We start from the raw sequence: 25,310 nt of genomic DNA on the forward strand, positions 1-25,310 counted from the left end.
GGGGGGTCGCCCCAGGCGGTACGCTGGTGGAAGCCCCCCTCCACCATGCTGCGCATGGTCCCCCTCCCCGTGCCGGGGAGGATCATGGTCGCGCTCATGCCGCCACCGCTCCATAGCCTTCGCGCTCCAGTTCGTGCGCGAGTTCGGGGCCGCCGGAACGGACGATGCGCCCGTCGGCCAGCACATGGACGAAATCGGGCTGCACATAATCGAGCAGCCGCTGGTAATGGGTGATGAGGATCACCGCCTTGTCGGGCGAGCGCATGATGCGGTTGATCCCGTCGCCGACGATGCGCAGCGCGTCGATGTCCAGCCCTGAATCCGTCTCGTCGAGGATCGCGAGCTTGGGGTCGAGGATGCCCATCTGCACCATCTCGTTACGCTTCTTCTCGCCGCCCGAAAAGCCGACGTTCACCGGGCGCTTCATCATGTCCATGTCCATGCCCAGCGCATCGGCCTGCGCGCGGGCGAGCTTCAGGAACTCGGCGCCCGACAGCGGCTTTTCGCCCCGCGCGCGGCGCTGGCTGTTCAGGCTCTCGCGCAGGAACTGGACGTTCGACACGCCGGGAATCTCGACCGGATACTGGAAGCCGAGGAACAGCCCGGCGGCGGCGCGGGCATCGGCCTCCATCTCCAGCAGATTCTCGCCCGCGAAGGTCACGCTGCCTTCGGTCACGTCGTAGCCGGGACGCCCGCCCAGCACATAGCCGAGCGTCGATTTGCCCGCGCCGTTCGGCCCCATGATCGCATGGACCTCCCCCGCGTTCACGGCGAGCGACAGGCCCTTGAGGATTTCCTTGCCGTCGATTTCGGCGTGGAGGTTCTGGATGTTCAGCATGTTCCGTCCTGTTCGTGCGGCGCGGGGCCGCAAATCTCGTCTGTCCGTTACGGCGTCTCGCCCCCGACCGGCTCCGTCCCGAACTCGGCCTCCGCCGCCTGCGGGTTGACCAGCACCGCCTTCATCGATGCGTCGATCTTGTCGAGCATCGGGGCATGCGCCTTCGCCACCTTCGCCCGCACCGCCGCGCATGCCCTGGCCGCATCGTCGAAGATCGCGACGCGCGCCGCCGCCTCGGCCGGCGGCTTTTCCATGCGCGGGTCGGCGTTGATCCGGTTCGACAGGCAATCGGCATAGGGCGCGGTCGGCGCGACCGCCTGAAACGCCAGCAGCAGCGCGATCATGGCTTCGCCGCCCGCAGCTCGGCGATCCGGTCGAGCATTTCCGGGCGGCGCTCGCTGATGCAGGCACCGATGTCGGCCTTGCCGCCGCGCCGCTGGTCGACACACCAGCCGATCGCCTCGCACGCCGCCGTCTGCAGCACCGGATCGACCGGGCCGTTGGTCACCCGGCAGGTCCGCAGCTTCCACTTGCGCGTCGTATAGTGGAATTTGGTGCTGCGCAGCTTGCGCCCGAGGACGACGATCTCGTCCTCCGGCGTCGCGACCGGCACCGGTGCGGGTACCGGCGTCTGCATGCCAAGGATCAGCGCGGCGAGCATCACCCCACCGACCCTTCGAGGCTGATGCCGAGCAGCTTCTGCGCCTCGACCGCGAATTCCATCGGCAGCTGTTGCAGCACCTCGCGCGCGAAGCCGTTGACGATCAGCGCCACCGCCGCCTCGCTGTCGAGGCCGCGCTGCATCGCGTAGAACATCTGGTCCTCGCTGATCTTCGAGGTGGTCGCCTCATGCTCGATCTGCGCCGAGGGATTGCGGACCTCGATATAGGGCACGGTATGCGCGCCGCACTGGTCGCCGAGCAGCAGGCTGTCGCACTGGGTGAAGTTGCGCACCCCTTCCGCGCCCGGCGCCACGCGCACCAGCCCGCGATAGGTGTTGTCGCTGCGCCCCGCCGAAATCCCCTTCGACACGATGGTAGAGCGCGACCCCTTGCCCAGATGGATCATCTTGGTGCCGGTATCGGCCTGTTGCCGGTTGTTCGTCACCGCGACCGAATAGAATTCGCCGACCGAATTCTCCCCGGCCAGCACGCACGACGGATATTTCCACGTGATCGCCGATCCGGTTTCGACCTGCGTCCACGACACCTTCGAGTTCTTCCCCTGACACAGCGCGCGCTTGGTCACGAAATTATAGATGCCGCCCTTGCCGTTCTCGTCGCCGGGATACCAGTTCTGGACGGTGCTGTACTTGATCTCGGCATCGTCCAGCGCGACCAGTTCGACCACCGCGGCGTGCAGCTGGTTCTCGTCGCGCATCGGCGCGGTGCAGCCCTCGAGATAGCTGACATAGCTGCCCTTGTCGGCGACGATCAGCGTACGCTCGAACTGGCCGGTATTTTCGGCATTGATCCGGAAATAGGTCGACAGCTCCATCGGGCAGCGCACGCCCTCCGGGATGTAGACGAACGTCCCGTCCGAAAAGACCGCGCTGTTGAGCGTCGCGAAGAAATTATCCCGCTGCGGCACGACCTTGCCCAGCCATTTGCGGACCAGATCGGGATATTCGCGGATCGCCTCGGAGATCGAGCGGAAGATCACGCCCGCGGCCTCCAGCTCCTTGCGGAAGGTGGTGGCGACCGACACGCTGTCGAACACCGCGTCGACCGCAACCTTGCGCGACCCCTCGACCCCGGCGAGCACCTTCTGCTCCTCGATCGGGATGCCGAGCTTTTCGTAGACGCGCAGGATTTCCGGATCGACCTCGTCGAGCGACGAGAGCGTCGGCTTCTTCTTCGGCTCGGCGTAGTAATAGGCGTCCTGATAGTCGATCGGGTCGATGTTCAGCTTCGACCAGTCGGGCGCCTCCATCGTCTGCCACAGGCGGAACGCCTTCAGCCGCCAGTCGAGCATCCATTCCGGCTCGCCCTTCTTGGCGCTGATGTAGCGGACGGTATCCTCGCTCAGCCCCTTGGGAGCGAAGTCCTGCTCGATGTCGGACGAAAAGCCCCACTCGTACTTCTTGTTCGCGGCGGCGAGCGCCTCGGCATTCTTGGTGGCCATCACACTACCTCTTGGGGCACGGCCCCGGTGTTCGCGAGTTGGGCGAGGCTGACGCCTGCCAGGGCACCCCGGACCACGGCGTTGACCGTGCCGGCATGGGGGCGGATCATGCAGTTCGTCTCCACCGCGCAATCATGCCGCGCGGCATCGACGCAGGTGGTGAGCGCGATCGGCCCCTCGATCGCCTCGATGATCTGGGCGAGGTCGATCGCATGGGCACCGCGCGCCAGGCGGAAGCCCCCGCCGCTGCCGCGCCCGGTCTCGATCAGCGCGGCGGCGGACAGGCGGCTGACCAGCTTCTGCACGGTCGGCAGCGGCAGCCCGGTTTCCTCCGCCAGCGCGGTCGCCGTGACGCGCGCGTCGCCGCCGCGCCGCGCGGTGGCGGCGAGCAGGACGACGGCATAGTCGGCAAGGCTGGAGAGGCGCATCGCTTCCTTAATCGGATCATTCCGGTCGGATTGGCATGTGGTCGCCCGCACGCCGAAGGTCAACCGCCATTGTCCCGATCGGTGTGATCGATTGCGGCACGCAACGGCCTCCTGACCGCGATGCCGCCGGAAACGGCGGGCAGCGCGCTCAGTCCATCCATCATGGACCATATTGCGCTGCCGGATCGCGCTGCCCGGACCGGCGAATGCCGGGACCGGGGCGATCGACGGTCAGGGTTGTCGTACGGGTCGCCGCCGGCGCGCCAGGCGATCAGCCCCGCGTGACGAGCAGGATCGCACCCTCGTTGCCGTAGTTGCCGCGCAATTCGGCGATGGTCGCGTGCACCGGCACCGTCATGCCGTCGTTGCTCAGCAGGACCGTCTCGATCGTGCTGGTTCCGCCGTCGCTCAGCACCCGGTCGATCGCGGCACGGAACGCCACCCGGTGCGCCACCGGAACCAGATCGGCCAGCAGCACATGGTGCAGCCGCTCCTGCGGCAGGCGCACCAGATCGGTGAAGCTCGCGTCGCACTGGCTGATATGGCCGCGCACGTTGATGCAGACATAGCCGATCCCTTCATGCGCCGCGATCGCCTGCTTGATCGCCTTGCGCGCATCGGCCAGCCGGTTGCGCTGCATGTCGTCGGTGATGTCGTGGAACAGGATGGTGACGTGCCGCGCGAAGGGGTGGATCTCCACCCGGACCCAGCTGTCGGCCCGAAACAGCGAGGGCAGTTCCGCCGAACACGGCTCCTTGCTCGCCACGGCGCGGCGGACATAGGTTTCGACCAGCGAATGGCGCAGCAACGGCACGGCTTCGAAGATGCGCTTGCCCACCAGCGGGGCGTCACCGGTGTCGAGCATCGCCTGCGCCACGCGGTTGGCGACCACCACCTTCAGCTGATAGTCGATCATCAGCACGCCTTGCGGCAGGCAGTCGGCGAACTGGTGCAGCGCCGGAGAATCGACCGGCGCGGCGGTCTCGTCGGGCGAGGCGTGGCGGAGGCTGGTATAATGCGCCACGGTGGTCAGGACATGGGTCGGTCGCCCGTGATGGGTGACGATGATCGCCTCGTCCTGATTCATCTGTCGCAACTGGCCGAAGCGTCGCGCCAGATCGGCGGAAGATACCATGGGGTGCCGCGCGTCCCCGGCCAATGGCGCAGGCTGACCGACCGATAGCATGCGGGTATCCTCCCACTACAGGCACCCGCCGCCGTTGTTCGGCGGTCCATGCCTTTGTTTCCAATCCTGTATCGCGAACATCGGCGCGGACATACGCAGAATCAATACACTTTGATCGATTATGGACGGACAAAGGGCATTCGGATGGGTATACTTTCCGCAAGGACTTCAACTGTATACCGCAACCTATGTAACCCAGATTGTGATAGCGATAACATCATGCTATTCCCGTGCGAATAATGGTGGAGGGGCGGAATGCGCAAATGGTGCGGCGTGGCGTTGGCGTTGGTTGCCGCGCCGGTACAGGCGGGGCCGTGGGTGGCGGGGTGGACGACCTCGCCGGTCAAGGCGGGAACCGAACAGCGCCTGCCCCCCGACCAGGCGCAGGATACGACCGTGCGCCAGATCGTGCGGGTCACGATCGGCGGGCGGGCATTGCGGGTCCGCTTCACCAACGCCTTCGGCGCGACGCCGCTCCGGATTGCCGGCGCGCATGTCGCGCTGGCGACCGGTCCCGCCGATGCCGCGACCCGGCCGGGCAGCGACCGCGCGCTGACTTTCGCGGGCAAGGCGGATGTCGTCATCCCCGCCGGAGCGGACTGGTGGTCCGATCCGGTCGCGCTGCCGCTGCGCGCGTTCGACGACGTCGCGATCAGCACCCGCTTCGCCGACCTGCCCGAACAGCAGACCGGCCATGCCGGTGCCCGCACCCGCAGCTGGGTCGCGAAGGGGGATGCGCTGGCCGATCCGGTGTTCGCGGGGGCGGCGCCGGTCGAGCGCTGGTTCCAGATCGCGGGCGTCGAGGTCGATGCCGCCCCCGCCGCCCGTGCGATCGTGGCGTTCGGCGATTCGATCACCGACGGCTATGGCACCTCCGGCGGCGCGCATGCCCGCTGGACCGATGGTCTGGCGCGGCGACTGGCGGCGAACCGGGCGACCGCGCAGGTGGCGGTGCTCAACCACGGCATCGGCGGCAATTGCGTGCTGGCGGAATGTTCGGGGCCGAACGCGCTGGCCCGGTTCGACCGCGACGTGCTGAGCCAGCCGGGCGTGACCCATGTCGTGCTGCTGGAGGGGATCAACGACCTGGGCGGGCTGGCGCGCGAACGCAGCGTGTCGGCACAGGAGCGGGTGGCGCATAGCGCGCGGCTGATCGCGGGCTATGGGCAACTGGTGGCGCGGGGCCGCGCGCGGGGGCTGAAGGTGATCGGCGGCACCGTCATGCCCTTCGTCGGCAACGGCTACTACCACCCGGACGCCGCCGCCGAGGCCGCGCGGCAGGCGGTCAACGCCTGGATCCGCACGCCCGGCAATTTCGACGCGGTGATCGACTTCGACCGCGCGATCCGCGATCCGGCGCAGCCCGACCGGATGCTGCCCGCCTATGATTCGGGCGACCATCTCCACCCCTCGGTAGCGGGCTACAAGGCGATGGCGGACGCGGTGCCGCTGGCGGTGTTCGGGCGGTGACGCCGGACCTCGATCGCGACGGGGCGTGCCGTCTGCCCGGCGCGGCAGCGGCGGCGCTGCCCGCGATCGAGGCGGCGCTCGGCGGGCTGCCTGAGGAACGGGCGGGATTGCGGCTGCACGGTCGGCCCGATCTCACCGCGTTGCTGGTGCCCGAAGGACCGATCGGCGCGGTCGTCGCGCAGGCGGTCGGCAGGGCGATGCAACCGGTGCGGGCGCTGCTGTTCGACAAGTCGCCGGGGACGAACTGGTCGCTCGGCTGGCATCAGGACCGCACGATCGTGGTGGCGCAGCGGATCGACACGCCGGGCTATGGTCCGTGGACGATCAAGCAGGGCCTGCACCACGTCGAACCGCCGCCCGAATTACAGGCGGCGATGGTCACGTTGCGACTGCATCTCGATCCCGTGCCCGCCGACAACGCACCGTTGCTGGTGGTGCCGGGATCGCATCGCCGGGGCCGGATCGCCGAAGCGGATATCGCCGCGATCGTGGCGCAGGGCACCTGCCATGTCTGTCTCGCCGGGCGGGGCGACGTCTGGCTCTATGCCACGCCGATCCTCCATGCCTCCGACGCGGCGGCGCGTCCGGCACGGCGGCGGGTGCTGCAGGTCGATTATGCGGCAGGGGAACTTCCCGGCGGGCTGCGCTGGCTGGGGGTCTGACCCCTTGGCGCGGCACGCCCGCCGCCCCATCTGCCGCGCCTGCACGGTTCAGGAGCCAGCGCGATGATCGATCTTCATTATTGGCCGACGCCCAACGGGCACAAGATCACCCTGTTCCTCGAAGAGGCGGGGCTGCCCTATACCATCCGTCCGGTCGATATCCGGAACGGCGGGCAGTTCACGCCCGAATTCCTCGCGCTGTCGCCGAACAACCGGACGCCCGCGATCGTCGATCATGCGCCGACCGGCGGCGGCGATCCGATCGCCATCTTCGAATCGGGTGCGATCCTGCTGTATCTGGCGGAGAAGACCGGGCGCTTCCTGCCCGCCGATCCCCATGGCCGCTATGACGCGATCCAGTGGCTGATGTGGCAGATGGGCGGCCTCGGCCCGATGTCGGGGCAGAGTTTCCACTTCAACGTCTATGCGCCCGAGAAGCTGCCCTATGCGCAGGACCGCTATGCCCGCGAGGTCGCGCGGCTGTACGGCGTGCTCGACCGGCGGCTGGCCGATCGCGACTTCGTCGCGGGCGAGTATTCGATCGCCGACATGGCATCCTATCCGTGGATCGTCCCGCACGAAAAGCTCGGGCAGGATCTGGGCGACTATCCCAACCTGCGCCGCTGGTTCGACGCGATCGCCGCGCGTCCCGCAACCGTCGCTGCCTATGCGAAGGGCGAGGCGGTATCGAGCGGCGAGCAGCCGATGACCGACGAACAGCGCCGCGTGCTGTTCGGTACGCCGCCCGCGCAATAGCCGGGCTGCGACAAACTGCGACAAAAGGGCGCGTTCGACGACAAAGATCGGCGACAAGGCCGGGCGATACGGGGACCATCGTTCAACAGGAGGTTTTCCCATGCGTTCGTTCCTTCTCGCCGCCTCGGTCGCCGCACTTGCCCTTCCCGCCGTGGCCCCGGCGCAGCAGGCCGCGCCGCGCCCGATGGCCGACGACGTGCTGACCCGTGCCGAGGCGCTGGCGCGCGCCGACCGGCGCTTCGACCGGATCGACGCCGACCATGACGGTCGCATCACCGCCGCCGAGCTTGCCGCCATCCCGGCCCGTCGCGGCATGGCCCCGCAGAACGGCGCCGATGCACAGGCTCGGTCGCCGGGCGAGGGCCGCGGCGGGCGCGGCATGGGCGCGCGGATGCTGAAGCGTGCCGACACCAACAACGACGGCGTCGTCACCCGCGAGGAATATCGCGCACAGGCCGCCGCCGCCTTCGACCGGCAGGATGCGAACAAGGACGGCAAGGTCGATGCGACCGAGCGCCAGCAGTGGCGCGAGCAGCGCGGTGGCCGCCGCGGCGGCGGCATGGCCAGGATCGACGCCAGGCGCGACGGCGTGGTCACGCGCGCCGAATATCAGGCGCGCGCCCTCGCCCGCTTCGACCGGCTGGACCTGAACAAGGACGGCCGCATCGACGCGACCGAGCGCGGCCAGCATCGCCAGCAGCGCGCCGAACGCCGCGCGCAGGGGTGATGCGCCCCCACGCCGGGCGGCACTTTCCCGCCGCCCCGGCGGTTTGCCCCTTGCACAGGCACCTCCTACCATGTCCGATATGGCCGACATCCCGCACCTCCTCCTCGTCGACGACGAACGCTCGATCCGCGAACCGCTGGCGCAGTACCTGACCAGACAGGGGTTTCGCGTGACCCAGGCGGGCGATGCCGAAGGCGCGCGGGCGCGGCTCAACGCCTATGCGATCGACCTTGCGATCCTCGACATCATGATGCCGGGGGAGGACGGGCTGTCGCTGTGCCGCCACATCCGCGAGACGAGCGAGACTCCGGTGATCCTGCTGACCGCGCGCACCGAGGAAACCGACCGCATCGTCGGGCTGGAGATGGGTGCCGATGATTATGTCGTGAAGCCCTTTTCCCCGCGCGAACTGGCGGCGCGGGTCAAGGTGGTGCTGCGGCGCACCGCCGGCGGCGCGGTGCGGCAGCATGCGCCGGAGGCCGGGTCGTTCGCCTTTTCGGGCTGGGTGCTGAAGACCGGCGAGCGCGCGCTGGTCGATCGCGAGGGCGTGTCGGTGCCCTTGTCGACCGGCGAATACAACCTCCTCCATGCGCTGGTCACGCGGCCGCGCCAGGTGCTGACCCGCGACCAGCTGCTCGACCTGACGCAGGGGCGCGAGGCGGCGGCGTTCGACCGCGCGATCGACAATCAGGTCAGCCGCTTGCGCAAGAAGATCGAGGCCGATGTGCGCAACCCGGAGATCATCAAGACCGTCTGGGGCGGCGGCTATACGCTGGCGTCGGAGGTGACGCGGCTTTGAGGCGGCTGTGGCCCGCCAGCCTGCCGGGGCAGATCGCGCTGCTGGTCGCGATCGCCCTGTTCGTGGCGCAGGCGCTCAACTTCGCGCTGCTGCTGCGCGAGCGCCGTGCGTTCCGCTTCGCCGAGGTGACGCTGCCTGCCGTCACCCGGCTGGTCGATGCCGCCGAGCGCGTCACGCTCCAGCGGCGGAGCACCATCGAGGCGCCGCGCGGCGAGCGCATTCGCGGCGTGCGGTTCGAGCAGCGGCTGCGCAAGGCACCGCGCGGCGAGCGGCAGGCGGATGTCGAGGAAGCGATCCGGCGCGGCTTCGCCGATGCCGGGATCGCGGTCGGCCGGGTCGAGGCGCGCGTCCGCGCGATCGACGAGGCGGAGATCCTCGGCAGGCAGATGGACCGCCGCCGCGCCGAGCGGCTGCGGCGGCTGGGGGCGATGCTGGGCGTCGCGGTCGAGCTGCCGGGACGCGGCTGGCTGGTCGCCAACAGCCCGTGGCCGATCGCCGAGCGCGGGCTGTTGTGGCAGTTGCTCGCGCAGACGCTGGTGCTCTACGTGATCGTGCTGGCCCCGGTGCTGTGGATCGGGCGGCGCATCGCCAAGCCGCTTCGCGAACTGGCCGGGGCGGCGCGCGCGTTCCAGCCGGGGCAGCCGCTCCCCGCGATCGAACCGTCGGGGCCGCAGGACGTGCGGCTGCTGATCGCCGCCTTCGCCGATCTCGCGCGGCGGGTGAATGCGATGCTGGAGGAAAAGGACCGGATGCTGGGCGCGATCGGCCACGACCTGCGCACCCCGCTCGCCGCGCTGCGCGTCCGTATCGAATCGGTCGAGGACGATACCGACCGCCAGCGCATGGCCGAGACGATCGACGAGATGAACGCGACGCTGGAAGACATATTGTCGCTCGCCCGGCTGGGGCGGCCGAGCGAACCCGCGACCGATGTCGATCTGGCGGCGCTGGTCGATGCGGTGGTCGAGGATTTCCGCGATCTGGGCGCGGAGGTCGATTTCGTCGAGGCGGCGCGGGTGCCGCTGCGCGTCCGCCCCAATCTGATGCGCCGCGCGGTGCGCAACCTGATCGAGAATGCGGTCAAATATGCGGGCAGCGCGCAGGTGCGCGTCGAGACGACGGCGCAGGCGGTGCGGATCGTAGTGTGCGATCGCGGCCCCGGCATCCCGCAGGACCGGCTCGACGCGGTGTTCGATCCCTTCACCCGGATCGAGACGTCGCGCAACCGGGGCACCGGCGGCATCGGGCTGGGCCTAGCGCTCGCCCGCGCGATCGTGCGCGATGCGGGCGGCGAGATCACGCTGGCCAACCGCGCGGGCGGCGGGCTGGACGCGACGATCCGGCTGGCGCGGTAGGCCTTGCTGTTCGAGCAAAACCCCGTTCGTCCCGGGTAGCCGCTGAGCCAGTCGAAGCGGCGTATCGAGGGACCGGCGCGCATGGTGCTTCGATAAGGATCAGGTCGGATCGTCCCCCGGACGATCCTGAACCATGCGGGGCATGGTTCACCTGATCCTCCTCGCCTGCGCTCAGTCCCTACTCAGCACGAACGGTTCGGTGGACAACCCATCCCACCCACGAAACGAATCCCCCTGCCCCACGTTGAGGCCGGAACGATGATAAAGGTAGCCAGCTACAACATGCGCAAGGCGATCGGGACCGATCGTCGCCGCATGCCCGAACGCACGCTGGAAGTACTCTGCGAGATCGACGCCGACATCATCGCATTGCAGGAATGCGACCGGCGGCTGGGCGAGCGCGCCGGGGTCATCCCGCTCAACATGCTGGAGGAACGCAGCCCGTGGCAGGCGGTGCCGGTGGCGATGCGGGCGAGGTCGATGGGCTGGCACGGCAATGCCCTGCTGGTGCGCAAGGACGCCGCGATCGCCGATCCGCACCGGATCGAGATCCCCGCGCTGGAGCCGCGCGGCGCGGTGCGGGCCGATGTGACCACGGGCGGCATCCGCCTGCGGGTGGTGGGCATGCATCTCGACCTGTCCGGCCTGTGGCGTCGGAAACAGGCGCATGCGATCCTCTCGGAGATCGACGGCTGCGGCGAGCGGTTGCCGAGCGTGCTGATGGGCGACCTCAACGAATGGACGCCGCGTTCGGGATGCCTGCGCGATTTCGCGCGCGACCACCGCTTCGCCGATACCGGTCCCAGCTTCCATGCGCGCCATCCGGTCGGGCGGCTCGACCGGATCATGGTGTCCGCCGACCTCCGGATCGTCGATGCCGGGGTCCATGCCAGTGCGGCTGCGCGCAAGGCGTCGGACCATCTGCCGATCTGGGCCGTGCTGGAGCCCGCGTGAGCGACGCGCCCCGGCAGGAACGGGAACTGCGCCTCGCGCTGATCTGCTACGGCGGGATCAGCCTTGCGGTCTATATGCACGGGCTGGTCAAGGAAATCTGGCACATCGCCCGCGCCAGCCGTGCCGCCCATGCGGGCGACGATCCGCTGACCGGCAGCGCCGAGGTCTATCGCGCGATGCTGGACGATCTTGGGACACGCAGCGGGGTGCGGCTGCGCATCCTCGTCGACATCGTCGCCGGGGCGAGCGCGGGCGGGATCAACGGCGTGTTCCTCGCGCAGGCGATCGCCACCGGCCAGTCGCTCGACCCGCTGACCGACCTGTGGCTGGAAAAGGCGGATATCGAGGCGCTGATCGATCCGGCGCAGGCCCCGGCCAGCGCGCTGTCGCGGCCATGGGCGCGGCCGATCGCATGGATGGCGCTGGGCCGCGAGGGCGAGGACATGTCGGCGGTGGACCGCGCGGCGCGCGACGAGCTGCGCACCAAGCTCGACCATTTCTTCCGCGCCCGCTGGTTCGAGCCGCCGTTCGGCGGGCGGGTGATGGTCGACATGCTGCTCGACGCCTTCGCCGCCATGGCCGAAGCGCCGGCGGGGGCGCGGCTGTTGCCGCCGGGCCAGCCGCTCGACCTGTTCGTCACCGTCACCGACTTCACCGGCCACCCCGAACTGCTGCGGCTCAACTCACCGCCCGAAGTGGTCGAGACCGAGCACCGGCTGGTCATCGGGTTCAGCGACCATGCGGGCGACACGCTGGCCGATCCCGCCGAACTGGTGTTCGCGGCGCGCGCCACCTCGAGCTTCCCCGGTGCCTTTCCGCCGTTCCGCGTGGGCGAGCTGGACGCGGCGATCGCCGAGCGCGCGATGGAATGGCCGGGGCGTGAGGCGTTCCTGCGCCGCGTGCTGCCGCGTCAGTCGGCAGTCGGCATGGCGGAGGCGGCGACGCTGATCGACGGATCGGTGCTGGCCAACGCCCCCTTCGCCCCCGCCATCGCCGCACTGCGCCAGCGCCCCGCACGGCGACAGATCGACCGGCGCTTCGTCTATCTCGATCCCGCGCCCAACCACAAGTTCGGCATCGGCACCGTAGCGGACGGTCCGCCGAGCTTCTTCCAGACGATCCTCGGGTCGCTGTCCGAACTGCCGCGCAAGCAGCCGATCCGCGACAATCTCGATGCGATCCAGCGCCGCTCGGCGCGGATCGAGCGGATGCTCGCCATCGTCGAGCGGCTGCGTGAAACGGTCGACGCGCAGGTCGAGGCGCTGTTCGGCTATACGTTGTTCCTCGACTGGCCGACCCCTGCCCGGCTGGCGGCATGGCGGGCGAAGGCGCAGGAGCGCGCGGCGGCGCAGGCCGGGGTCGGGCACGCCGCCTATGGCCTGCTCAAGATCGACCAACTGCTCGAGCAACTGGCCGGACGGGTGGCAGCGATCGCCGACGATCCCTCGCCCGAGCGGCGGCGACGGTTGCGGCAGCGCTTCGGCGACGTGCTTGCCGCGCGCGAGGCCGACCGGTTCGAGAGCGACGGGGCAAGCGTCGGCACGATCGACTTCCTGCGCACCCACGACCTGCCGTTCCGCATCCGGCGGCTGCGGATGCTGGGGCGGACGATCGCGGCGATGGAGTGCGACCATCCCCCCGAACTGCTGCTCGCCATCCGCGATGCGGTGTTCGACAGCCTGTCGCCCTATCTCGCGTGCGAGCGGACCGACCGCTACGTCGATCTGCGTACGCTGGCCGCCGATCCGCGTGCCGATCCGGCCGAGTTGCTCGACGCGATGGGCCGGGCGATGGACCTGACCAGCCTCGATGCGGAAACCGACGCGCGCCTGTCCGCCGCGCTCTCCGCCGCCCCGCGCGAGGTGCGGCGGCCGTTGCTGCTCGCCTATCTCGGCTTTCCCTTCTTCGACATCGCCACCCTGCCGCTGCTGCGCGGTGAGGGGCTGGACGAATTCGATCCGATCCGCGTCGATCGCATCGCCCCGGACGATGCCCCCTCGATCCGCGGCGGCGGTGCGGAGGCGACGCTGAAGGGTATCCGCTTCAATAATTTCGGCGCGTTCTTCAGCCGATCGTACCGCGAGAACGACTATCTGTGGGGGCGGCTGCACGGCGCGGAGCGGATGATCGACATCGCGCTGTCGGCGCTGCCCGCCGATACCCGCCTGCCCCCCGGCTGGATCGCCACCGCCAAGCGCAACGCCTTTCGCGCGATCCTCGACGAGGAGGAGCCGCGCCTGTCCGCCATCGCCCCGCTGTTCGCCGAACTGCGCGCCGCGATCGGCTGAGGGACCGGCGGACAGGCACCTATTGGAAATCCGCCGCCGACAGGCGTAAGGAACGCTGGAGAGCGACAACGACAAGGGCGGCCCGATGCAATTCCTCAAAACCCTGTTCTGGGCCTTGCTGGTCGGGGTGATCGTCGCCTTCGCGCTGAACAACATGACGATGGTGCCGCTCAAGCTGTGGGGCACGCTCTATGCCGATGTGAACCTGCCGCTGCTGCTGTTCGTCACCTTCCTCGCCGGGTTCCTGCCGACCTTCATCGCGCTTCGCCTCACCCGCTGGCGGATGAAGCAGCGGCTGGCCACCAGCGACCGCGCGCTCGCCGACCTGCGCCGTCCCGAACCGGCGGTCGTAGAACCTGCCACCCCCTTGCCGGGAGCCACGCTGTGAGCCGCTCGCCGATCTATGTCGCGATCGACACCCCCGATCTGGACCGCGCCCGCACCATCGCCCAGGCGGTGCGCCACCATGTCGGCGGGCTGAAGCTCGGCCTCGAATTCTTCATGGCCAATGGCCGTGCGGGCGTGCGGACGATGGCCGATCTGGGGCTGCCGATCTTCCTCGACCTGAAGTTCCACGACATCCCCAATACGGTGGCCAAGGCGATCCAGGCGCTGGGGCCGCTCGACCCGGCGATCCTGACTGTCCATGCCGCAGGCGGCCGGGCGATGCTGGAGGACGCAAAGGCCGCCGCGCCACTCGGCACCAGGGTGGTGGCCGTGACGATGCTGACCAGCCTCGACGCGCATGACCTGACATCGATCGGCATGCCCGCCGACCCGCACGAACAGGTCGTGCGCCTGACCGAACTGGCCAAGAGCGCCGGGATCGACGGCGTGGTCTGCTCGGGCGAGGAGGTTGCGGCGGCGAAGAAGGCGTGGCCGCAGGGATTCTTCGTCGTGCCGGGCGTCCGGCCCGCCGGCGGCAAGGTGGGCGACCAGAAGCGGGTCGTGACCCCGCGCGCCGCACTCGACGCCGGGGCGTCGGTACTGGTCGTCGGCCGCCCGATCACCCAGGCGGAGGACATGGACGCGGCAGCACGGGCGATCGAGGCGACGCTGTAGGGGGCAGCACGTCCAGCACGTTCGTCCCGAGCGAAGTCGAGGGACGTGCCGCACGCGCCGGGCATGGTGTCTCGACTGCGCGCGACACGAACGGGTGGATCGGATCGGTCCAGCCGCCCGCCCCCTACTCCACCGGCACCAGCTCGATCACGTCCAACGTCGATTCGAACCGGGGATAGGGCAGCACCAGCCGCCAGCGCCGGTCGCCGATCCGTTCGAGGAACCCGGCCATGTCGCGGTCGCGGTCCTGCCCATATTGCAGCGCCGCCCGCTCGTCGCCCAGCAGCAGCGTGCCGAGGAACACCGTCCGGTCGCCGTCGGGGAACAGCAGCCCGACGGGGCGCTGCGATCCGGTCAGCTTGTAGAAACTGCGCACCGGCCCCTCGTCGTCGATGCGGCAATCGAATGCGGGGTAGGCGGTGAAGTCGCGCGCTGCCGTGCCGACGCCGCCCAGCTTGAACACCCGGCAGCGGTATCGTCCGGCAGGGGCATCGCCGGTGAGGCGCAGGTCGGGGTCGAACAACGCGCCCTGTTCCGCCACGCCCGCCGCATCGGCAGCCCGCGCGCGGGGCAGCGCCGCCAGCCACGCATCGCGCCAGCGCCGCAGCCGGTCGCGGTCGTTCGCGGTCGCCACCCGCCGCCAGTCGTCGCCGCTCCGCGCGGGCGGCGGGGTCGTGGACGCACTCGCCGCAGCAGGCCGGTCGCCGCCGCCGCACGCGGTCAGCGACAGCCCGAGACAGGCGAACGGGATCGATGCGAACCGCCTCAAGCCGCGGTCCAGCCGCCGTCGATCGACAGGTTGGTACCCGTGATCGCCTTCGCCTCGTCGCGGCACAGGTAGAGGGCCAGCGATGCGACCTGCTCGGCGGTCACGAACTCCTTGGTCGGCTGTGCCGCCAGCAGCACGTCGTTCATCACCTGCTCGCGGGTGAGGCCGCGCGAGGCCATGGTGTCGGGAATCTGCTTCTCGACCAGCGGGGTCCACACATAGCCGGGCGAGATGCAGTTGGCGGTGATGCCGTGCGTGGCCACTTCCAGCGCGACCGTCTTGGTCAGGCCCGCAAGGCCGTGCTTGGCGGTGACATAGGCCGATTTGTTGGGGCTGGCGACGAGGCTGTGGGCGGAGGCGGTGTTGATGATCCGGCCCCAGCCCGCCTGCTTCATATGCGGCACGGCGGCACGGATCATGTGGAACGCCGACGACAGGTTGATCGCGAGGATCGCATCCCATTTGTCGATCGGAAACTCCTCGATCTTCGCGACATGCTGGATACCGGCATTGTTCACGACGATGTCGACCGAACCCAGTTCCGCCGCCGCCTTGTCGACCATCGCCGCGATCTGGTCCGGCTTGGTCATGTCGGCGGGGTCGTAGCGCGCCTCCGCCCCGCTCGCCTGCGCCAGCGCGGCGCGTTCCTGCTCGATCGCGTCTGCGTCGCCGAAGCCGTTGATGACGACGTTCGCGCCCTCGGCGGCGAACGCCTTGGCATAGGCGAGGCCGATGCCCGAGGTGGAGCCGGTGACGATCGCGGTCTTGCCCTTCAGGAACATGGATTATCCTTGGCGATGGTGGACATGGGGGGTGAGGTCGAACGCGGCGGTGCGCCCGTCGACGATATTGGCGGCGACGACGGTGGCGTTGGCCATCGTCTGGGAAATGGCGGCACGGCCCGCGGCCCAATGCTCCGCCATCGCCCGCGCCGAAAACTCGAAGTCGCGCGCCCCGCCCTCCCACGCATTCGCGCGGTAGATCAGGTGGACGAGGCTGAGCGGATGTTCGTCGGCCATCGCAGCCAGCGCGCGCACGTCGGGATCGTCGCGCAGTCCGTCGGGCAGGCGGCACACCAGCCGCCGGATCAGCTCGCGCTCCTGCCTGAGGCGCAGCCGCTCGGCCGACACCTGCCGCGTGCGGCTGGAAAAGCGGATTTCCTTTTCGCGCGCCACCACGTCGCCGATGGTGCGCGGCAGTGCGGATTCGGCGGCGAACAGATCGACCTGGAACACCAGCATCGCCTCGCGCTGATGGTCGAGGATATGGGTCAGCGGCGTGTTGCTGACGAGGCCGCCGTCCCAGTACCAGCGTCCGTCGATCTCGACCGGGGGCAGCCCCGGCGGCAGCGCGCCCGATGCCATCACATGCCGCGCGTCCAGCCGTTCGCGCGCGCTGTCGAAATAGACGAAGTTGCCGCTTTCGATATCGACCGCGCCGACCGACAGCCGCACCGGCCCGTCGTTCACCCGGTCCCAGTCGACCAGCGCGTCGAGCGTCTCGCGCAGCGGCGCGGTGTCGTAATAGCTGAGCGCGGCGGGCGTGCCCGGCGTCGCGAACTGCGGCGGCACCATGCGCGGCCTGAAGAAGCCCGGCACCCCGGTCGCCAGCACCACCCCCGCCGACCACTCATGCACCCATTCGCGCACCCGGTCATCCGGCAGGATCGGGAACCACGGCAGCACGCCCGCCGCCTGGGTCCAGAATTGTCGCAGCCGTTCCACGCGGGCGGCGGGCGGGTTGCCCGCGAAGATCGCCGCGTTGATCGCGCCGATCGAGATGCCCGCGACCCAGTCGATCTCGACCTCGGCCTCGCCCAGCCGCTCGATCACCCCCGCCTGATAGCTGCCGAGCGCGCCGCCGCCCTGCAATACCAGCGCCACGCAGTCGGGCAGCGGCAGTCCGGGGGTGGCCGTGCGGCGCGGGCGGGGGTCGGCTTCGGCCATCGCGGGCACCTTGCGCGTTCTCTTGTATCGGTTCAACGCCCGTACAACCGATTTCACGGCGGCTGGTTGCAACGGACGCGCCCCTTCGCGCATTTCAATACGCAGCTTTAACGAACGGACCGCCGCCCATGCGCCTCGACGATCTCGATCCCTCCAGCAACGTGCGCGACCTTGGCGAAGGCGGCGGGGGCGGCGGCGGGCTCAACCTGCTGGGATTCCTGCCCTTGCTGCTCGGGCGCGGCCTCGGCTGCGGCACGATCGGCATCCTTGCGATCGTCGCGGTCGCGTTCCTGATGTTCTCCGGCGGCGGTGGGCTGGTGTCGGGCGGCGGACAGGCACCTACCGCGCAACAGGGTTCGGCGCAGGGCAATGTGCCGTGCGACACCGCCGAGGAACTGTTCGCCTGCCGCGTGCTCGCCTCGACCGAACAGGTATGGGGGCAGATTTTCCGCCAGCAGGGCCAGCAATATCCCGCGCCCACGCTCAACTTCTTCCGGCGCGGGGCACAGTCGGGCTGCGGCGCGGCGCAGTCGGCGATGGGGCCGTTCTACTGCCCGCCCGATCGCGGCGTGTACCTCGACACGAGCTTCTTCCGCGAACTGTCGCAGCGCTTCGGCGCGGGCGGCGATTTCGCGCAGGCCTATGTCGTCGCGCACGAGGTCGGCCACCATATCCAGAACCTGACCGGACAGGCCGAGGCGGTCAGCCGCGCGCAGCAGACGCTGCCGACCGCGCAGGGCAATGCCCAGTCGGTCCGCCTCGAACTCCAGGCGGACTGCTATGCCGGTGTCTGGGGCAAGCGCAGCGGGCGGATGGAGTCGGGCGACCTAGAGGAAGGACTGAAGGCGGCGGAAGCGATCGGCGACGATACGCTCCAGGGCAGCAACGCCTCGCCCGAGAGCTTTACCCATGGCACCTCCGCCCAGCGCCGCTACTGGCTGAACCGCGGGTATCAGACCGGCGACCCGGCACAGTGCGATACTTTTTCAGGGCAGATTTGATGAGCGTAGCGTTTCGACGGGAAGATGACGACGAGCATAAGGAGCCGCGCTTCGAGCTGCCGCTGCCGCCCGGCCCCAATCTCGTGACCCGCCGCGGGCTGGCGGCGATGGCGGCACAGGTCGCGCGGCTGGAGGGTGAACTGGCCGCCGAGGGCGATGCCGAACGGCAGGCGGCGATCAGGCGCGACCTGCGCTACTGGCGGACCCGCCACTCGACCGCCGACATCCCGCCGCCGCCGACCGACGAGGTGGGTTTCGGATCGCGCGTGACCTATCGGCTGAACGGGCAGGAGAAGACGATCGAACTGGTCGGCAGCGACGAGGCCGATCCGGCGGCGGGCCGCATCGCCTTCACCGCGCCGCTGGCGCTGGCGCTGACCGGGCTGATGCCTGGCGAGACGGCGGATTTCGCAGGGAAACGTGACGCGATCGAGGTGACGGACACGCAGGCGATCGAGCCGTGATCCGCATCCTCGTCGACGCCGATGCCTGCCCGGTGAAGGACGAGGTATACCGCGTCGCCGAGCGGCATGGCGTACCGGTGGCGATCGTCAGCAACAGCCATCTGCGCGTGCCGCCGCTGCCATGGGTCGAGCGGGTGGTCGTCTCCGACGGGTTCGACGCCGCCGACGACTGGATCGCCGACGCGGCCACGCCCGCGAGCGTGGTCGTGACCGCCGACATATTGCTCGCCGATCGTTGCCTGAAGGCCGGGGCGAGCGTCCTCGCCCCCAACGGCAAGCCGTTCACCGGCGCGTCGATCGGCGGGGCGATCGCGACGCGGGCGATCATGGCCGACCTGCGCGCGGGCGGCGAGCAGCTGGGCGGCCCGCCGCCGTTCGGCAAGACCGATCGTTCGCGGTTCCTCCAGGCGCTCGACACCGCACTGGTGCGGCTGAAGCGGACGGCATAGGAGCGTAGCATGGCCGAGAAATTTGAACGTCACCGCCAGCCGTGGCGCCCCGACGAAATCCAGAAGCTGCACCAGTTGGCGGCAAAGGGCATGCCGCTCAAGCAGATGGCGAAGGCGCTGACCCGCAGCGAGGAGTCGATCAAGGACCGGGCGAAGGAAGACGGCCTGAAGATCGCGAAACTGCGGTAACGCCCCGATCCTCCCCGCTCTGCGGGGAGGGGGACCAGCCGTAGGCTGGTGGAGGGGGGTGGCCGCGAACGCAGCCGTTGCGTATGCGGACAGCCCCCTCCACCACCGCCTTCGGCGGCGGTCCCCCTCCCCGTGCCGGGGAGGAGTTCAGAGCTTCACCAGCATCTTGCCGCGGTTCCTGCCGGAGAACAGGCCGAGGAAGGCGTCCGGCGCGTTCTCCAGCCCCTCGACCACCGTTTCCTCGCGCTGGAAGGCGTCGCTCGCGACGATCGGGGCCATGCCCTGGTGGAATTCGGCGATGCGGCCGAGGAAGTCGCTGACGATGAACCCCTGTACCCGGATGCGCGCGGCGATGACGCGCATCAGATAGCGCAGCGCGACCGGCTCGGCGGTATTATAGCCGTCGATCATGCCGCAGATCGCGAAGCGCGCCCCCTGCCGCGCATGCGCCAGCGCCGCGTCGAGATGCTCGCCGCCGACATTGTCGAAATATACGTCGATCCCGTCCGGCGCGACCTCGCCCAGCGCCTTGGCGAGCGGCACGTCGCCCTTGTAGTCGATCACCGCATCGGCCCCGAGCGAGCGGACCCACGCCACCTTCTCTGCGCCGCCTGCCGATCCGATCACGGTCATGCCCTTCGCCTTGGCGATCTGCACCACGCACGATCCGACCGCCCCCGCCGCCGCCGATACGAACACCGTCTCGCCCGGCTTTGCCTGCGCCACGTCGAGCAGCCCGAACCACGCGGTCATCCCGGTCAGCCCCAACGCGCCCAGATACGCCTGCGCGGGAATGTCGCCGCCAGGGATCGGCTGCGCTTCCTCGGCCCGCAACACCGCTACGTCGCGCCAGCCCGCCATGTGCTGCACGACGGTGCCGACCGGCAGCCGGTCCGACCGGCTCTCGATCACCTCGCCGATCGCGCCGCCCTGCATCGGCGCGTCGAGCGCGAACGGCGGGACATAGCTTTTCGTGTCGTTCATCCGACCGCGCATATACGGATCGACCGAGAGCCAGCGGTTGGCGACGCGCACCTCGCCGTCATTCAGGTCGCGCGCGGGCAGATCGCGCAGCGCGAAATTATCTGCGGTCGGCATCCCCTTCGGGCGGCTGACCAGATGCCATGCCTTGGCCATGCATCCTCCTTTCCGAAACCGGCGGCAACGACAAAGGGGCCCGGTTTCCCGGACCCCTCCGCCTGTCGCCTCGTGCGAAACGATCAATAGGTGCCGGAGAAGCTGCGATTGAGATTGGTATCGCTGCCGCTCGTGGTGCCGGTGGTCGATCCGGTCGTCCCGGTGGTCGACCCGGTCGTGCCGGTGGTCGAACCGCCGATGCCGGTGCCCGCCGTGGTCGAGGTGCCCGCACCCAGCGCATCGCCGGTGGTCGCCGACGCGCCGTAGCGGCTGCGCTCGCGCGACTGGTCGTCGCTGCTGCCGAAGCGGTCGCTGCCATAGCTGCTGCGCTGCTGCGACTGGCCGCGATCGTTGAACAGCGCCTGGTTCTGCTCCTCGTCACGCCATGCGCTCTGCGCCTCGGCCTTGGTCTTGCGCAGCTTCACCTTGTCGTCGACCGATTCGACCCAGCGCGACGGGATCGAATGGTGGTGGCCACCCGCGTCGACATCGTTCTTGGTCAGGATGATGCGGTCGCCGCGCACCTTGTCGACGGTGCCGACATGCTCGCCGTCGGACCCCACGACTTCCTGATGCTCCTTCACGCGGTTCAGGCTGTCGCGCTGCGTCTGGCGCTCGGTGCGGAAGGCGGTGAACTCGTTCTGGAAGCGGGTCGCATTCTCCTGACGATATTCGTCATAGTCGCGGTCGAACGCGCTGACCTGCGAATCGCGCCACGAACGATAGGCATGGTCGTTGGTGCGATCGTCGTAGCGCGCCATCTGCTCATCGTAGCGCTGGTCGCGCTCGCGGCGGCGCTCCGCCTCCTCGTCGCCGAACCACGACCGCACCTCGTCGCCCGCGCGGGCGAGGAAACCGCGATCCTCCGCGTCATATTCCATCCGGTCGCGCCGGTCGCCGCGATAGTCGCTGCGGTCGCGGCTGCGATACTGGTCGCGGTCGTCGCCGCGATAGTCGGTGAAGCGATGGCCGTCGCTGGCATAGCTGCCGCGATAGGTGTCGCCCTGCCCATAGCCGCCCCGCGACGAATCGCGCTGGCCATAATCGCGCTGGCCATAGTCGCGCTGGCCGTACCCGCCGTAGCTGGTGCCGCGGTCGCGATCCTGGCCATAGCGCTGGTTCGATCCGTAATAGTTGCGGTCGCGACCGTAATTGTCCCGGCCGTCGCGATCATCGTTCCGGAACGATCCGCCACCATAGCCATAGGATCCGCCGCTGCCGCCATAATATCCGCGGTCGCGATCCGAACGATCGTCGCGGTCATTCCAGCGGTTGTCATTCCGGAAACGGTCGTTGTTCGACCCATCGTCATTCCGGGTATAGCGATCGTACCCCATCGGGATTCTCCTGCAAATGCACATTATTGTTGCGGCGCAGCAGTGCATCGGCTGCGTCGTACGCCAACAAAGGCCGATTGCGACGTTGGTTCCGATCGTTTCGCCCCGGTGCGACAAAGGGCACCGCGACGACGACCGGCGGTTGGGCGCAGGATTTTTGGCGGACATGCGCGAAGAGGCGTTGCATCGCGGCTGCGTCGCGGCTACAGCGACGGCCCCGGCACTGCCGGGCGACGGGGCGGGGCTGTAGCTCAGATGGGAGAGCGCTGCAATCGCACTGCAGAGGTCAGGGGTTCGATTCCCCTCAGCTCCACCACCCCGCCCGGACCGCACCCTTGGTGCGGACCAATTCTTATTCCATCCTTAGTCGTCGTCAGCGCGACGCGGCGTCGTGGCCGATCTACACCGGCGCATCGCCGGGCGGAGGGATGACGGTTCCGCCGGACGGGCAGACGTGCCGGACAGCGCGTGTGACACGGCGCGACATCACGGCGCAGTCGCCACCAGCACGAAACTGCCCCACGCGCGCGGATCGGCGAAGCGTTCCCCGTCCGCGCGGCGGACCTCCACCATCGCCGCGCGCAGTGCCTGTGACACGGGAAGCGTCGCGTCGCGGGCGAGCGCGCGAAACAGCGCGACGATGAGGCGCGAGGTCGCAGCGTCGTCCACCGGGCGCTGCGACACCAGCACCGCCCGCGCGCCAGCCTGAAGAAACGCACGGGCAAGGCCGGAATGCGGATCGCCTGACAGCGTAGCGTCCGGTGCGGCGCTATCGCACGCTGCCAGTACCACCAGATCGGCCGACAGCCGCCATTGCGCGATCTCACCCGCGGTCAGGAAGCCGTCCGCACCACCGCCCGGTTCGAGTACGAGCCCCTGTTCGTCAAGGGCGTCGATCGATCGTTCGATCCCGTGCGTCGACATCAGGACCAGCGACGCCGTTGCCAACGCCGGGTCATCGGCCAGCGTCGCCTCGCGCGCCGCCGGTCCCGTGCGCACCGTCGCGCGACCCGCGAACAGCGCGCCGACCGTCGCCAGTTCGGCAGCAGCATGGCGCAGCGGCGACAACGGCACGTCGCCCGCGCCCAGCGTGTTCACCGGTGCGCCGATACCGAAAAAGCCGCCCGCCCGCCGCGGCACCGCGGAATCGTTCATCTGCGACACGCCGGGCAAGGCGATCAGCCCTACCCGCTCGCCGAGCAGCAGGTCGCCGTCGACCGGCAGCGCCGCCATCGCCACCTGCGCCGCTGCCCCCGAACTGACGACGAACAGCGTGTCGACTCCGGACAGCAGCGGCGCGAGGTCCTGCAACACCCCCTGCCCCCACGCTCGATCGACCCCGCCATCGGTCCACCGTCGCGCAGGCCCGGCGCGTGGACGGGACGCGATCCGTCGCCAGGTCGCTTGCGTCGGGGTCACGGTCCACACGAACGTCGCATCCTGTACCGGCAACACCAGCAGCAGCGCCTGTCGCGGGTGGAGGCGCGCCTGCGCCTGTTCCGGGGTCAGCGGTTCGGGGCGGACCGGCGCCCCGGCAAAGGCCGCCGCCGCACGATCGATCGCGGCCAACCGGTCGTCGATGGCCGCACGGCGCGCGGCACGGCGGTTCGCCGCATCCGGATCGAACACCGCGCTCGCTTGCACCGCATCGATCCGTTCGCGCTCGGCGACCAGCCGGTCGTGCTCGTCGCTCAGTTCCGCCAGACCGATCGGGATATCGCGCCGACGGACCAGCGCGGTCGCTGCCGCGAGGTTGCTGCCGCGTTGTGCCGCGACGAACGCATAGCCGCACGCCGTGTCGCACGTCGTGCCGTCCGCCCCGGCACCGTTCCAGCGGGCAGCGACCGCAAGGCCGAACACCGCCGCCCGATCCGCCAGATACCGGTGCGCGACGATGTCGAACCAGCGCAATCGTGCGGCGCGTGCGACGACCAGTGCCGCGGCGGCGTCGATCCGGGCACGCCCCTGCGTGGCGGTGGCCGACGCACCAAGCTCGACGCGCCCCAGCAGGGTCAGCGCCTCGATCCGCGCGTCGCCGTCGGCTAGCCCGACCGTATCGAGCGCGGCCAACGCCGCCCGAGCGCCATCGGCGGCCGCTTCCATCCGGCCGAGCGCATGCTCCGCCTTTGCCAGAACGATGTGCGCATCGGCGCGGCGTACCGGGCCGGTATCGGGGGCAAGCAGCGCCAGTCGCGCTTCACGCGCCGCATCCCGCGGCAACCCGAGCGCCAGCAACGATTCGGCGACCGACAGCCGGGCATTCGCCACCCGGACCGGATCGGGCGGCTGGAGCGCCAGTTCGATCCCCAGCACCGCGCGATACTGCGCATCCGCTTCGACCCGGCGGCCCAGTGCCGCCAGCGCATGCGCCATACCCGACAGCGCACCGCTGCTGAGCCCCGTACGCCTGCCGTCCAGCGCATCGAAGATCGCCAGCGCGCGTCGATCCTGCGCCAGCGCCGCCTCGGCGCGCCCTTCCGCCAGCGAATTGCGCGCCAGCGCGTGGAACGTATAGGCCTGCCGCACCGTCGCCGGGCCGCCCAGCGCCAGGTCATGGTCCAGCGCCTCTTCCAGCAGCGCCCGCGCTTCCGTGAAATCGCCCAGCGCCTGCAGGTTGGTCGCGAGGTTGGACAGCGTCAGGACGATCAGCGGATGATGCGGCGGCAACACCGCACGCCGTTGCGCCAGTCCCTGTCGATAGGCCACCACCGCATCGCGATACGCCCCCGTGTTCTGAAGCGTGAAGCCGAGGTTGGACCATGCTGCTGCGGTCGCCGCCGTTACCCGGTCGCTGCCCCCCGCCAGCGCCTGCGTGATCGCCAGCGCTTCGCGCCGCAGCGGCACCGCTTCGTCATGCCGCCCCTGCGCGTCGAGGTTGCTGGCGAGGTTGGAACAGGAGATGTACGTATCCTCGCTGATCCGCCCATGGATCTGCAGCGACAGCGCAAGATCGCGGCGGGTATAAACCTCGGCCTCGCGGCGGCGACCGAGTTGCTTGAGCGCGACGGCGAGGTCGGAATAGCCGGAGGCGGTTTCGCCATGCACCTCGCCGAATCGGGCCCGGGCGATCGCCAGTCGGCGTCGCGCGACCGCCTCCGCCTTGGCCGACTGTTCCACGGAAAGCAGCGCGTCGATCCACGCGGTCAGTACGGCAAGGCACGGGGCCGCCGCGGCTCCGCTGTCGCCGAACCGCGCGGCGCAGACACCGGCGGCCTGTTCGAGCTGCGCGGCGGCGGCGAGATATCGTCCGGCGTCAAGGGCCTCCTGGGCGGCGGCGGGTACCGCGACCGTCGCGGGCGCGTCCTGCGCCGCCGCGGGAGTCGGGACCGTCGCCAGCACGACCATCGCCATCCGACCGCTCCACCACCG

The 25,310-nt window shown here is 69.5% G+C and carries 26 protein-coding genes and 1 tRNA gene; 15 read left to right on the forward strand and 12 right to left on the reverse strand.

The genetic code is table 11. The annotated features are described in order from the left end of the window. Positions 1-94: 94 nt before the first annotated feature. The 6 genes from sufC to ABLE43_RS02655 form a co-directional block, all read right to left on the reverse strand. Positions 95-838 carry a Fe-S cluster assembly ATPase SufC gene (gene sufC, locus ABLE43_RS02630; protein ID WP_348976924.1) on the reverse strand — a complete coding sequence of 248 codons (744 nt, stop codon included), beginning with the start codon at positions 836-838 and terminating at the stop codon, positions 95-97. Between the two features lie 47 nt (positions 839-885). Then, positions 886-1,182, reverse strand: a complete 297-nt coding sequence (locus ABLE43_RS02635) for a hypothetical protein (RefSeq protein ID WP_348976925.1) — start codon at positions 1,180-1,182, stop codon at positions 886-888. Continuing rightward, on the reverse strand, positions 1,179-1,502 hold the full coding sequence (locus ABLE43_RS02640; RefSeq protein WP_348976926.1) for a hypothetical protein: 324 nt from the start codon (positions 1,500-1,502) through the stop codon (positions 1,179-1,181). The genes ABLE43_RS02635 and ABLE43_RS02640 overlap by 4 nt, the downstream gene beginning before the upstream one ends. Further along, positions 1,499-2,962, reverse strand: coding sequence for a Fe-S cluster assembly protein SufB (gene sufB / locus ABLE43_RS02645; RefSeq protein WP_348976927.1), 1,464 nt, complete (start codon positions 2,960-2,962; stop codon positions 1,499-1,501). Before sufB ends, ABLE43_RS02640 begins: the two co-directional genes overlap by 4 nt. After that, on the reverse strand, positions 2,962-3,390 hold the full coding sequence (locus tag ABLE43_RS02650; RefSeq protein ID WP_348976928.1) for an RrF2 family transcriptional regulator: 429 nt from the start codon (positions 3,388-3,390) through the stop codon (positions 2,962-2,964). The genes sufB and ABLE43_RS02650 overlap by 1 nt, the downstream gene beginning before the upstream one ends. 271 nt (positions 3,391-3,661) lie before the next feature. After that, complete coding sequence (locus ABLE43_RS02655; protein WP_348976929.1) at positions 3,662-4,525, reverse strand: PAS domain-containing protein; 864 nt, start codon at positions 4,523-4,525, stop codon at positions 3,662-3,664. 306 nt (positions 4,526-4,831) lie between these two features. Here ABLE43_RS02655 and ABLE43_RS02660 point away from each other — a divergent pair, with 306 nt between their 5' ends. The 10 genes from ABLE43_RS02660 (at position 4,832) to pyrF (ending at position 14,649) form a co-directional block, all read left to right on the forward strand. After that, on the forward strand, positions 4,832-6,046 hold the full coding sequence (locus tag ABLE43_RS02660) for an SGNH/GDSL hydrolase family protein (protein ID WP_348976930.1): 1,215 nt from the start codon (positions 4,832-4,834) through the stop codon (positions 6,044-6,046). Beyond that, entirely contained in the window at positions 6,043-6,708 is a 666-nt protein-coding gene (locus tag ABLE43_RS02665) for a phytanoyl-CoA dioxygenase family protein (RefSeq protein ID WP_348976931.1), read from the forward strand. Before ABLE43_RS02660 ends, ABLE43_RS02665 begins: the two co-directional genes overlap by 4 nt. A 63-nt stretch (positions 6,709-6,771) precedes the next feature. After that, a complete protein-coding gene (locus ABLE43_RS02670; RefSeq protein ID WP_348976932.1) occupies positions 6,772-7,464 on the forward strand; it encodes a glutathione binding-like protein in 693 nt (230 codons plus the stop codon). Between the two features lie 100 nt (positions 7,465-7,564). Further along, complete coding sequence (locus tag ABLE43_RS02675; RefSeq protein WP_348976933.1) at positions 7,565-8,191, forward strand: EF-hand domain-containing protein; 627 nt, start codon at positions 7,565-7,567, stop codon at positions 8,189-8,191. A gap of 79 nt (positions 8,192-8,270) precedes the next feature. Next, complete coding sequence (locus ABLE43_RS02680) at positions 8,271-8,990, forward strand: response regulator (RefSeq protein ID WP_348977135.1); 720 nt, start codon at positions 8,271-8,273, stop codon at positions 8,988-8,990. Further along, positions 8,987-10,345 (forward strand): sensor histidine kinase, encoded by a 1,359-nt coding sequence (locus ABLE43_RS02685; RefSeq protein ID WP_348976934.1) that lies wholly within the window; start codon positions 8,987-8,989, stop codon positions 10,343-10,345. The genes ABLE43_RS02680 and ABLE43_RS02685 overlap by 4 nt, the downstream gene beginning before the upstream one ends. A 258-nt stretch (positions 10,346-10,603) precedes the next feature. Next, entirely contained in the window at positions 10,604-11,299 is a 696-nt protein-coding gene (locus ABLE43_RS02690; protein WP_348976935.1) for an endonuclease/exonuclease/phosphatase family protein, read from the forward strand. Then, positions 11,296-13,587: a patatin-like protein gene (locus ABLE43_RS02695; protein WP_348976936.1), complete on the forward strand. Its 2,292-nt coding sequence runs from the start codon at positions 11,296-11,298 to the stop codon at positions 13,585-13,587. The genes ABLE43_RS02690 and ABLE43_RS02695 overlap by 4 nt, the downstream gene beginning before the upstream one ends. Before the next feature lie 85 nt (positions 13,588-13,672). After that, positions 13,673-13,975, forward strand: coding sequence for a LapA family protein (locus ABLE43_RS02700; RefSeq protein ID WP_348976937.1), 303 nt, complete (start codon positions 13,673-13,675; stop codon positions 13,973-13,975). After that, positions 13,972-14,649 (forward strand): orotidine-5'-phosphate decarboxylase, encoded by a 678-nt coding sequence (gene pyrF, locus ABLE43_RS02705; protein ID WP_348976938.1) that lies wholly within the window; start codon positions 13,972-13,974, stop codon positions 14,647-14,649. The genes ABLE43_RS02700 and pyrF overlap by 4 nt, the downstream gene beginning before the upstream one ends. Positions 14,650-14,773: 124 nt before the next feature. Here the strand turns inward: pyrF and ABLE43_RS02710 are convergent, their stop codons facing one another. The 3 genes from ABLE43_RS02710 to ABLE43_RS02720 are packed head-to-tail and all read right to left on the reverse strand — an operon-like array spanning position 14,774 to position 17,364. Then, complete coding sequence (locus ABLE43_RS02710) at positions 14,774-15,418, reverse strand: DUF4893 domain-containing protein (RefSeq protein ID WP_348976939.1); 645 nt, start codon at positions 15,416-15,418, stop codon at positions 14,774-14,776. Next, the gene (locus ABLE43_RS02715) at positions 15,415-16,200 is read right to left on the reverse strand and encodes a 3-hydroxybutyrate dehydrogenase (protein WP_348976940.1); all 786 of its coding nucleotides are present in this window, start codon (positions 16,198-16,200) and stop codon (positions 15,415-15,417) included. Before ABLE43_RS02715 ends, ABLE43_RS02710 begins: the two co-directional genes overlap by 4 nt. A 3-nt stretch (positions 16,201-16,203) precedes the next feature. Beyond that, positions 16,204-17,364 (reverse strand): patatin-like phospholipase family protein, encoded by a 1,161-nt coding sequence (locus tag ABLE43_RS02720; protein WP_348976941.1) that lies wholly within the window; start codon positions 17,362-17,364, stop codon positions 16,204-16,206. 128 nt (positions 17,365-17,492) lie between these two features. On the opposite strand from ABLE43_RS02720, the gene ypfJ reads away from it, so the two are divergent. The 4 genes from ypfJ to ABLE43_RS02740 are packed head-to-tail and all read left to right on the forward strand — an operon-like array spanning position 17,493 to position 19,467. Then, positions 17,493-18,365 (forward strand): KPN_02809 family neutral zinc metallopeptidase, encoded by an 873-nt coding sequence (gene ypfJ, locus ABLE43_RS02725; RefSeq protein ID WP_348976942.1) that lies wholly within the window; start codon positions 17,493-17,495, stop codon positions 18,363-18,365. Beyond that, a complete protein-coding gene (locus ABLE43_RS02730) occupies positions 18,365-18,829 on the forward strand; it encodes a GreA/GreB family elongation factor (RefSeq protein WP_348976943.1) in 465 nt (154 codons plus the stop codon). Before ypfJ ends, ABLE43_RS02730 begins: the two co-directional genes overlap by 1 nt. Continuing rightward, positions 18,829-19,278 carry a YaiI/YqxD family protein gene (locus ABLE43_RS02735; RefSeq protein ID WP_348977136.1) on the forward strand — a complete coding sequence of 150 codons (450 nt, stop codon included), beginning with the start codon at positions 18,829-18,831 and terminating at the stop codon, positions 19,276-19,278. Before ABLE43_RS02730 ends, ABLE43_RS02735 begins: the two co-directional genes overlap by 1 nt. 9 nt (positions 19,279-19,287) lie before the next feature. Further along, positions 19,288-19,467, forward strand: a complete 180-nt coding sequence (locus ABLE43_RS02740; RefSeq protein WP_348976944.1) for a hypothetical protein — start codon at positions 19,288-19,290, stop codon at positions 19,465-19,467. A gap of 147 nt (positions 19,468-19,614) precedes the next feature. On the opposite strand, the gene ABLE43_RS02745 is transcribed toward ABLE43_RS02740, so the two are convergent. Both ABLE43_RS02745 and ABLE43_RS02750 read right to left on the reverse strand, forming a co-directional pair. Next, positions 19,615-20,604, reverse strand: a complete 990-nt coding sequence (locus tag ABLE43_RS02745; RefSeq protein ID WP_348976945.1) for an NADP-dependent oxidoreductase — start codon at positions 20,602-20,604, stop codon at positions 19,615-19,617. An 83-nt stretch (positions 20,605-20,687) separates the two neighbouring features. Continuing rightward, entirely contained in the window at positions 20,688-21,941 is a 1,254-nt protein-coding gene (locus ABLE43_RS02750; RefSeq protein ID WP_348976946.1) for a DUF2171 domain-containing protein, read from the reverse strand. 240 nt (positions 21,942-22,181) lie between these two features. On the opposite strand from ABLE43_RS02750, the gene ABLE43_RS02755 reads away from it, so the two are divergent. After that, positions 22,182-22,257: transfer RNA gene (locus ABLE43_RS02755), tRNA-Ala, on the forward strand. A gap of 170 nt (positions 22,258-22,427) precedes the next feature. Here ABLE43_RS02755 and ABLE43_RS02760 read toward each other — a convergent pair. After that, positions 22,428-25,292 (reverse strand): CHAT domain-containing tetratricopeptide repeat protein, encoded by a 2,865-nt coding sequence (locus tag ABLE43_RS02760; protein ID WP_348976947.1) that lies wholly within the window; start codon positions 25,290-25,292, stop codon positions 22,428-22,430. Positions 25,293-25,310: the final 18 nt, after the last annotated feature.

This window comes from Sphingomonas silueang, assembly GCF_040049155.1.
Lineage (GTDB): Bacteria > Pseudomonadota > Alphaproteobacteria > Sphingomonadales > Sphingomonadaceae > Sphingomonas > Sphingomonas silueang.

Excerpts from the sequence above, each read along its gene's own strand:
- sufC (WP_348976924.1), bottom strand. The coding sequence starts at position 838 with ATGCTGAACATCCAGAACCTCCACGCCGAAATCGACGGCAAGGAAATC.
- ABLE43_RS02635 (WP_348976925.1), bottom strand. The coding sequence starts at position 1,182 with ATGATCGCGCTGCTGCTGGCGTTTCAGGCGGTCGCGCCGACCGCGCCC.
- sufB (WP_348976927.1), bottom strand. The coding sequence starts at position 2,962 with ATGGCCACCAAGAATGCCGAGGCGCTCGCCGCCGCGAACAAGAAGTAC.
- ABLE43_RS02650 (WP_348976928.1), bottom strand. The coding sequence starts at position 3,390 with ATGCGCCTCTCCAGCCTTGCCGACTATGCCGTCGTCCTGCTCGCCGCC.
- ABLE43_RS02655 (WP_348976929.1), bottom strand. The coding sequence starts at position 4,525 with ATGGTATCTTCCGCCGATCTGGCGCGACGCTTCGGCCAGTTGCGACAG.
- ABLE43_RS02660 (WP_348976930.1), top strand. The coding sequence starts at position 4,832 with ATGCGCAAATGGTGCGGCGTGGCGTTGGCGTTGGTTGCCGCGCCGGTA.
- ABLE43_RS02670 (WP_348976932.1), top strand. The coding sequence starts at position 6,772 with ATGATCGATCTTCATTATTGGCCGACGCCCAACGGGCACAAGATCACC.
- ABLE43_RS02675 (WP_348976933.1), top strand. The coding sequence starts at position 7,565 with ATGCGTTCGTTCCTTCTCGCCGCCTCGGTCGCCGCACTTGCCCTTCCC.
- ABLE43_RS02680 (WP_348977135.1), top strand. The coding sequence starts at position 8,271 with ATGGCCGACATCCCGCACCTCCTCCTCGTCGACGACGAACGCTCGATC.
- ABLE43_RS02690 (WP_348976935.1), top strand. The coding sequence starts at position 10,604 with ATGATAAAGGTAGCCAGCTACAACATGCGCAAGGCGATCGGGACCGAT.
- ABLE43_RS02700 (WP_348976937.1), top strand. The coding sequence starts at position 13,673 with ATGCAATTCCTCAAAACCCTGTTCTGGGCCTTGCTGGTCGGGGTGATC.
- ABLE43_RS02715 (WP_348976940.1), bottom strand. The coding sequence starts at position 16,200 with ATGTTCCTGAAGGGCAAGACCGCGATCGTCACCGGCTCCACCTCGGGC.
- ABLE43_RS02720 (WP_348976941.1), bottom strand. The coding sequence starts at position 17,364 with ATGGCCGAAGCCGACCCCCGCCCGCGCCGCACGGCCACCCCCGGACTG.
- ypfJ (WP_348976942.1), top strand. The coding sequence starts at position 17,493 with ATGCGCCTCGACGATCTCGATCCCTCCAGCAACGTGCGCGACCTTGGC.
- ABLE43_RS02730 (WP_348976943.1), top strand. The coding sequence starts at position 18,365 with ATGAGCGTAGCGTTTCGACGGGAAGATGACGACGAGCATAAGGAGCCG.
- ABLE43_RS02740 (WP_348976944.1), top strand. The coding sequence starts at position 19,288 with ATGGCCGAGAAATTTGAACGTCACCGCCAGCCGTGGCGCCCCGACGAA.
- ABLE43_RS02745 (WP_348976945.1), bottom strand. The coding sequence starts at position 20,604 with ATGGCCAAGGCATGGCATCTGGTCAGCCGCCCGAAGGGGATGCCGACC.
- ABLE43_RS02750 (WP_348976946.1), bottom strand. The coding sequence starts at position 21,941 with ATGGGGTACGATCGCTATACCCGGAATGACGATGGGTCGAACAACGAC.
- ABLE43_RS02760 (WP_348976947.1), bottom strand. The coding sequence starts at position 25,292 with ATGGCGATGGTCGTGCTGGCGACGGTCCCGACTCCCGCGGCGGCGCAG.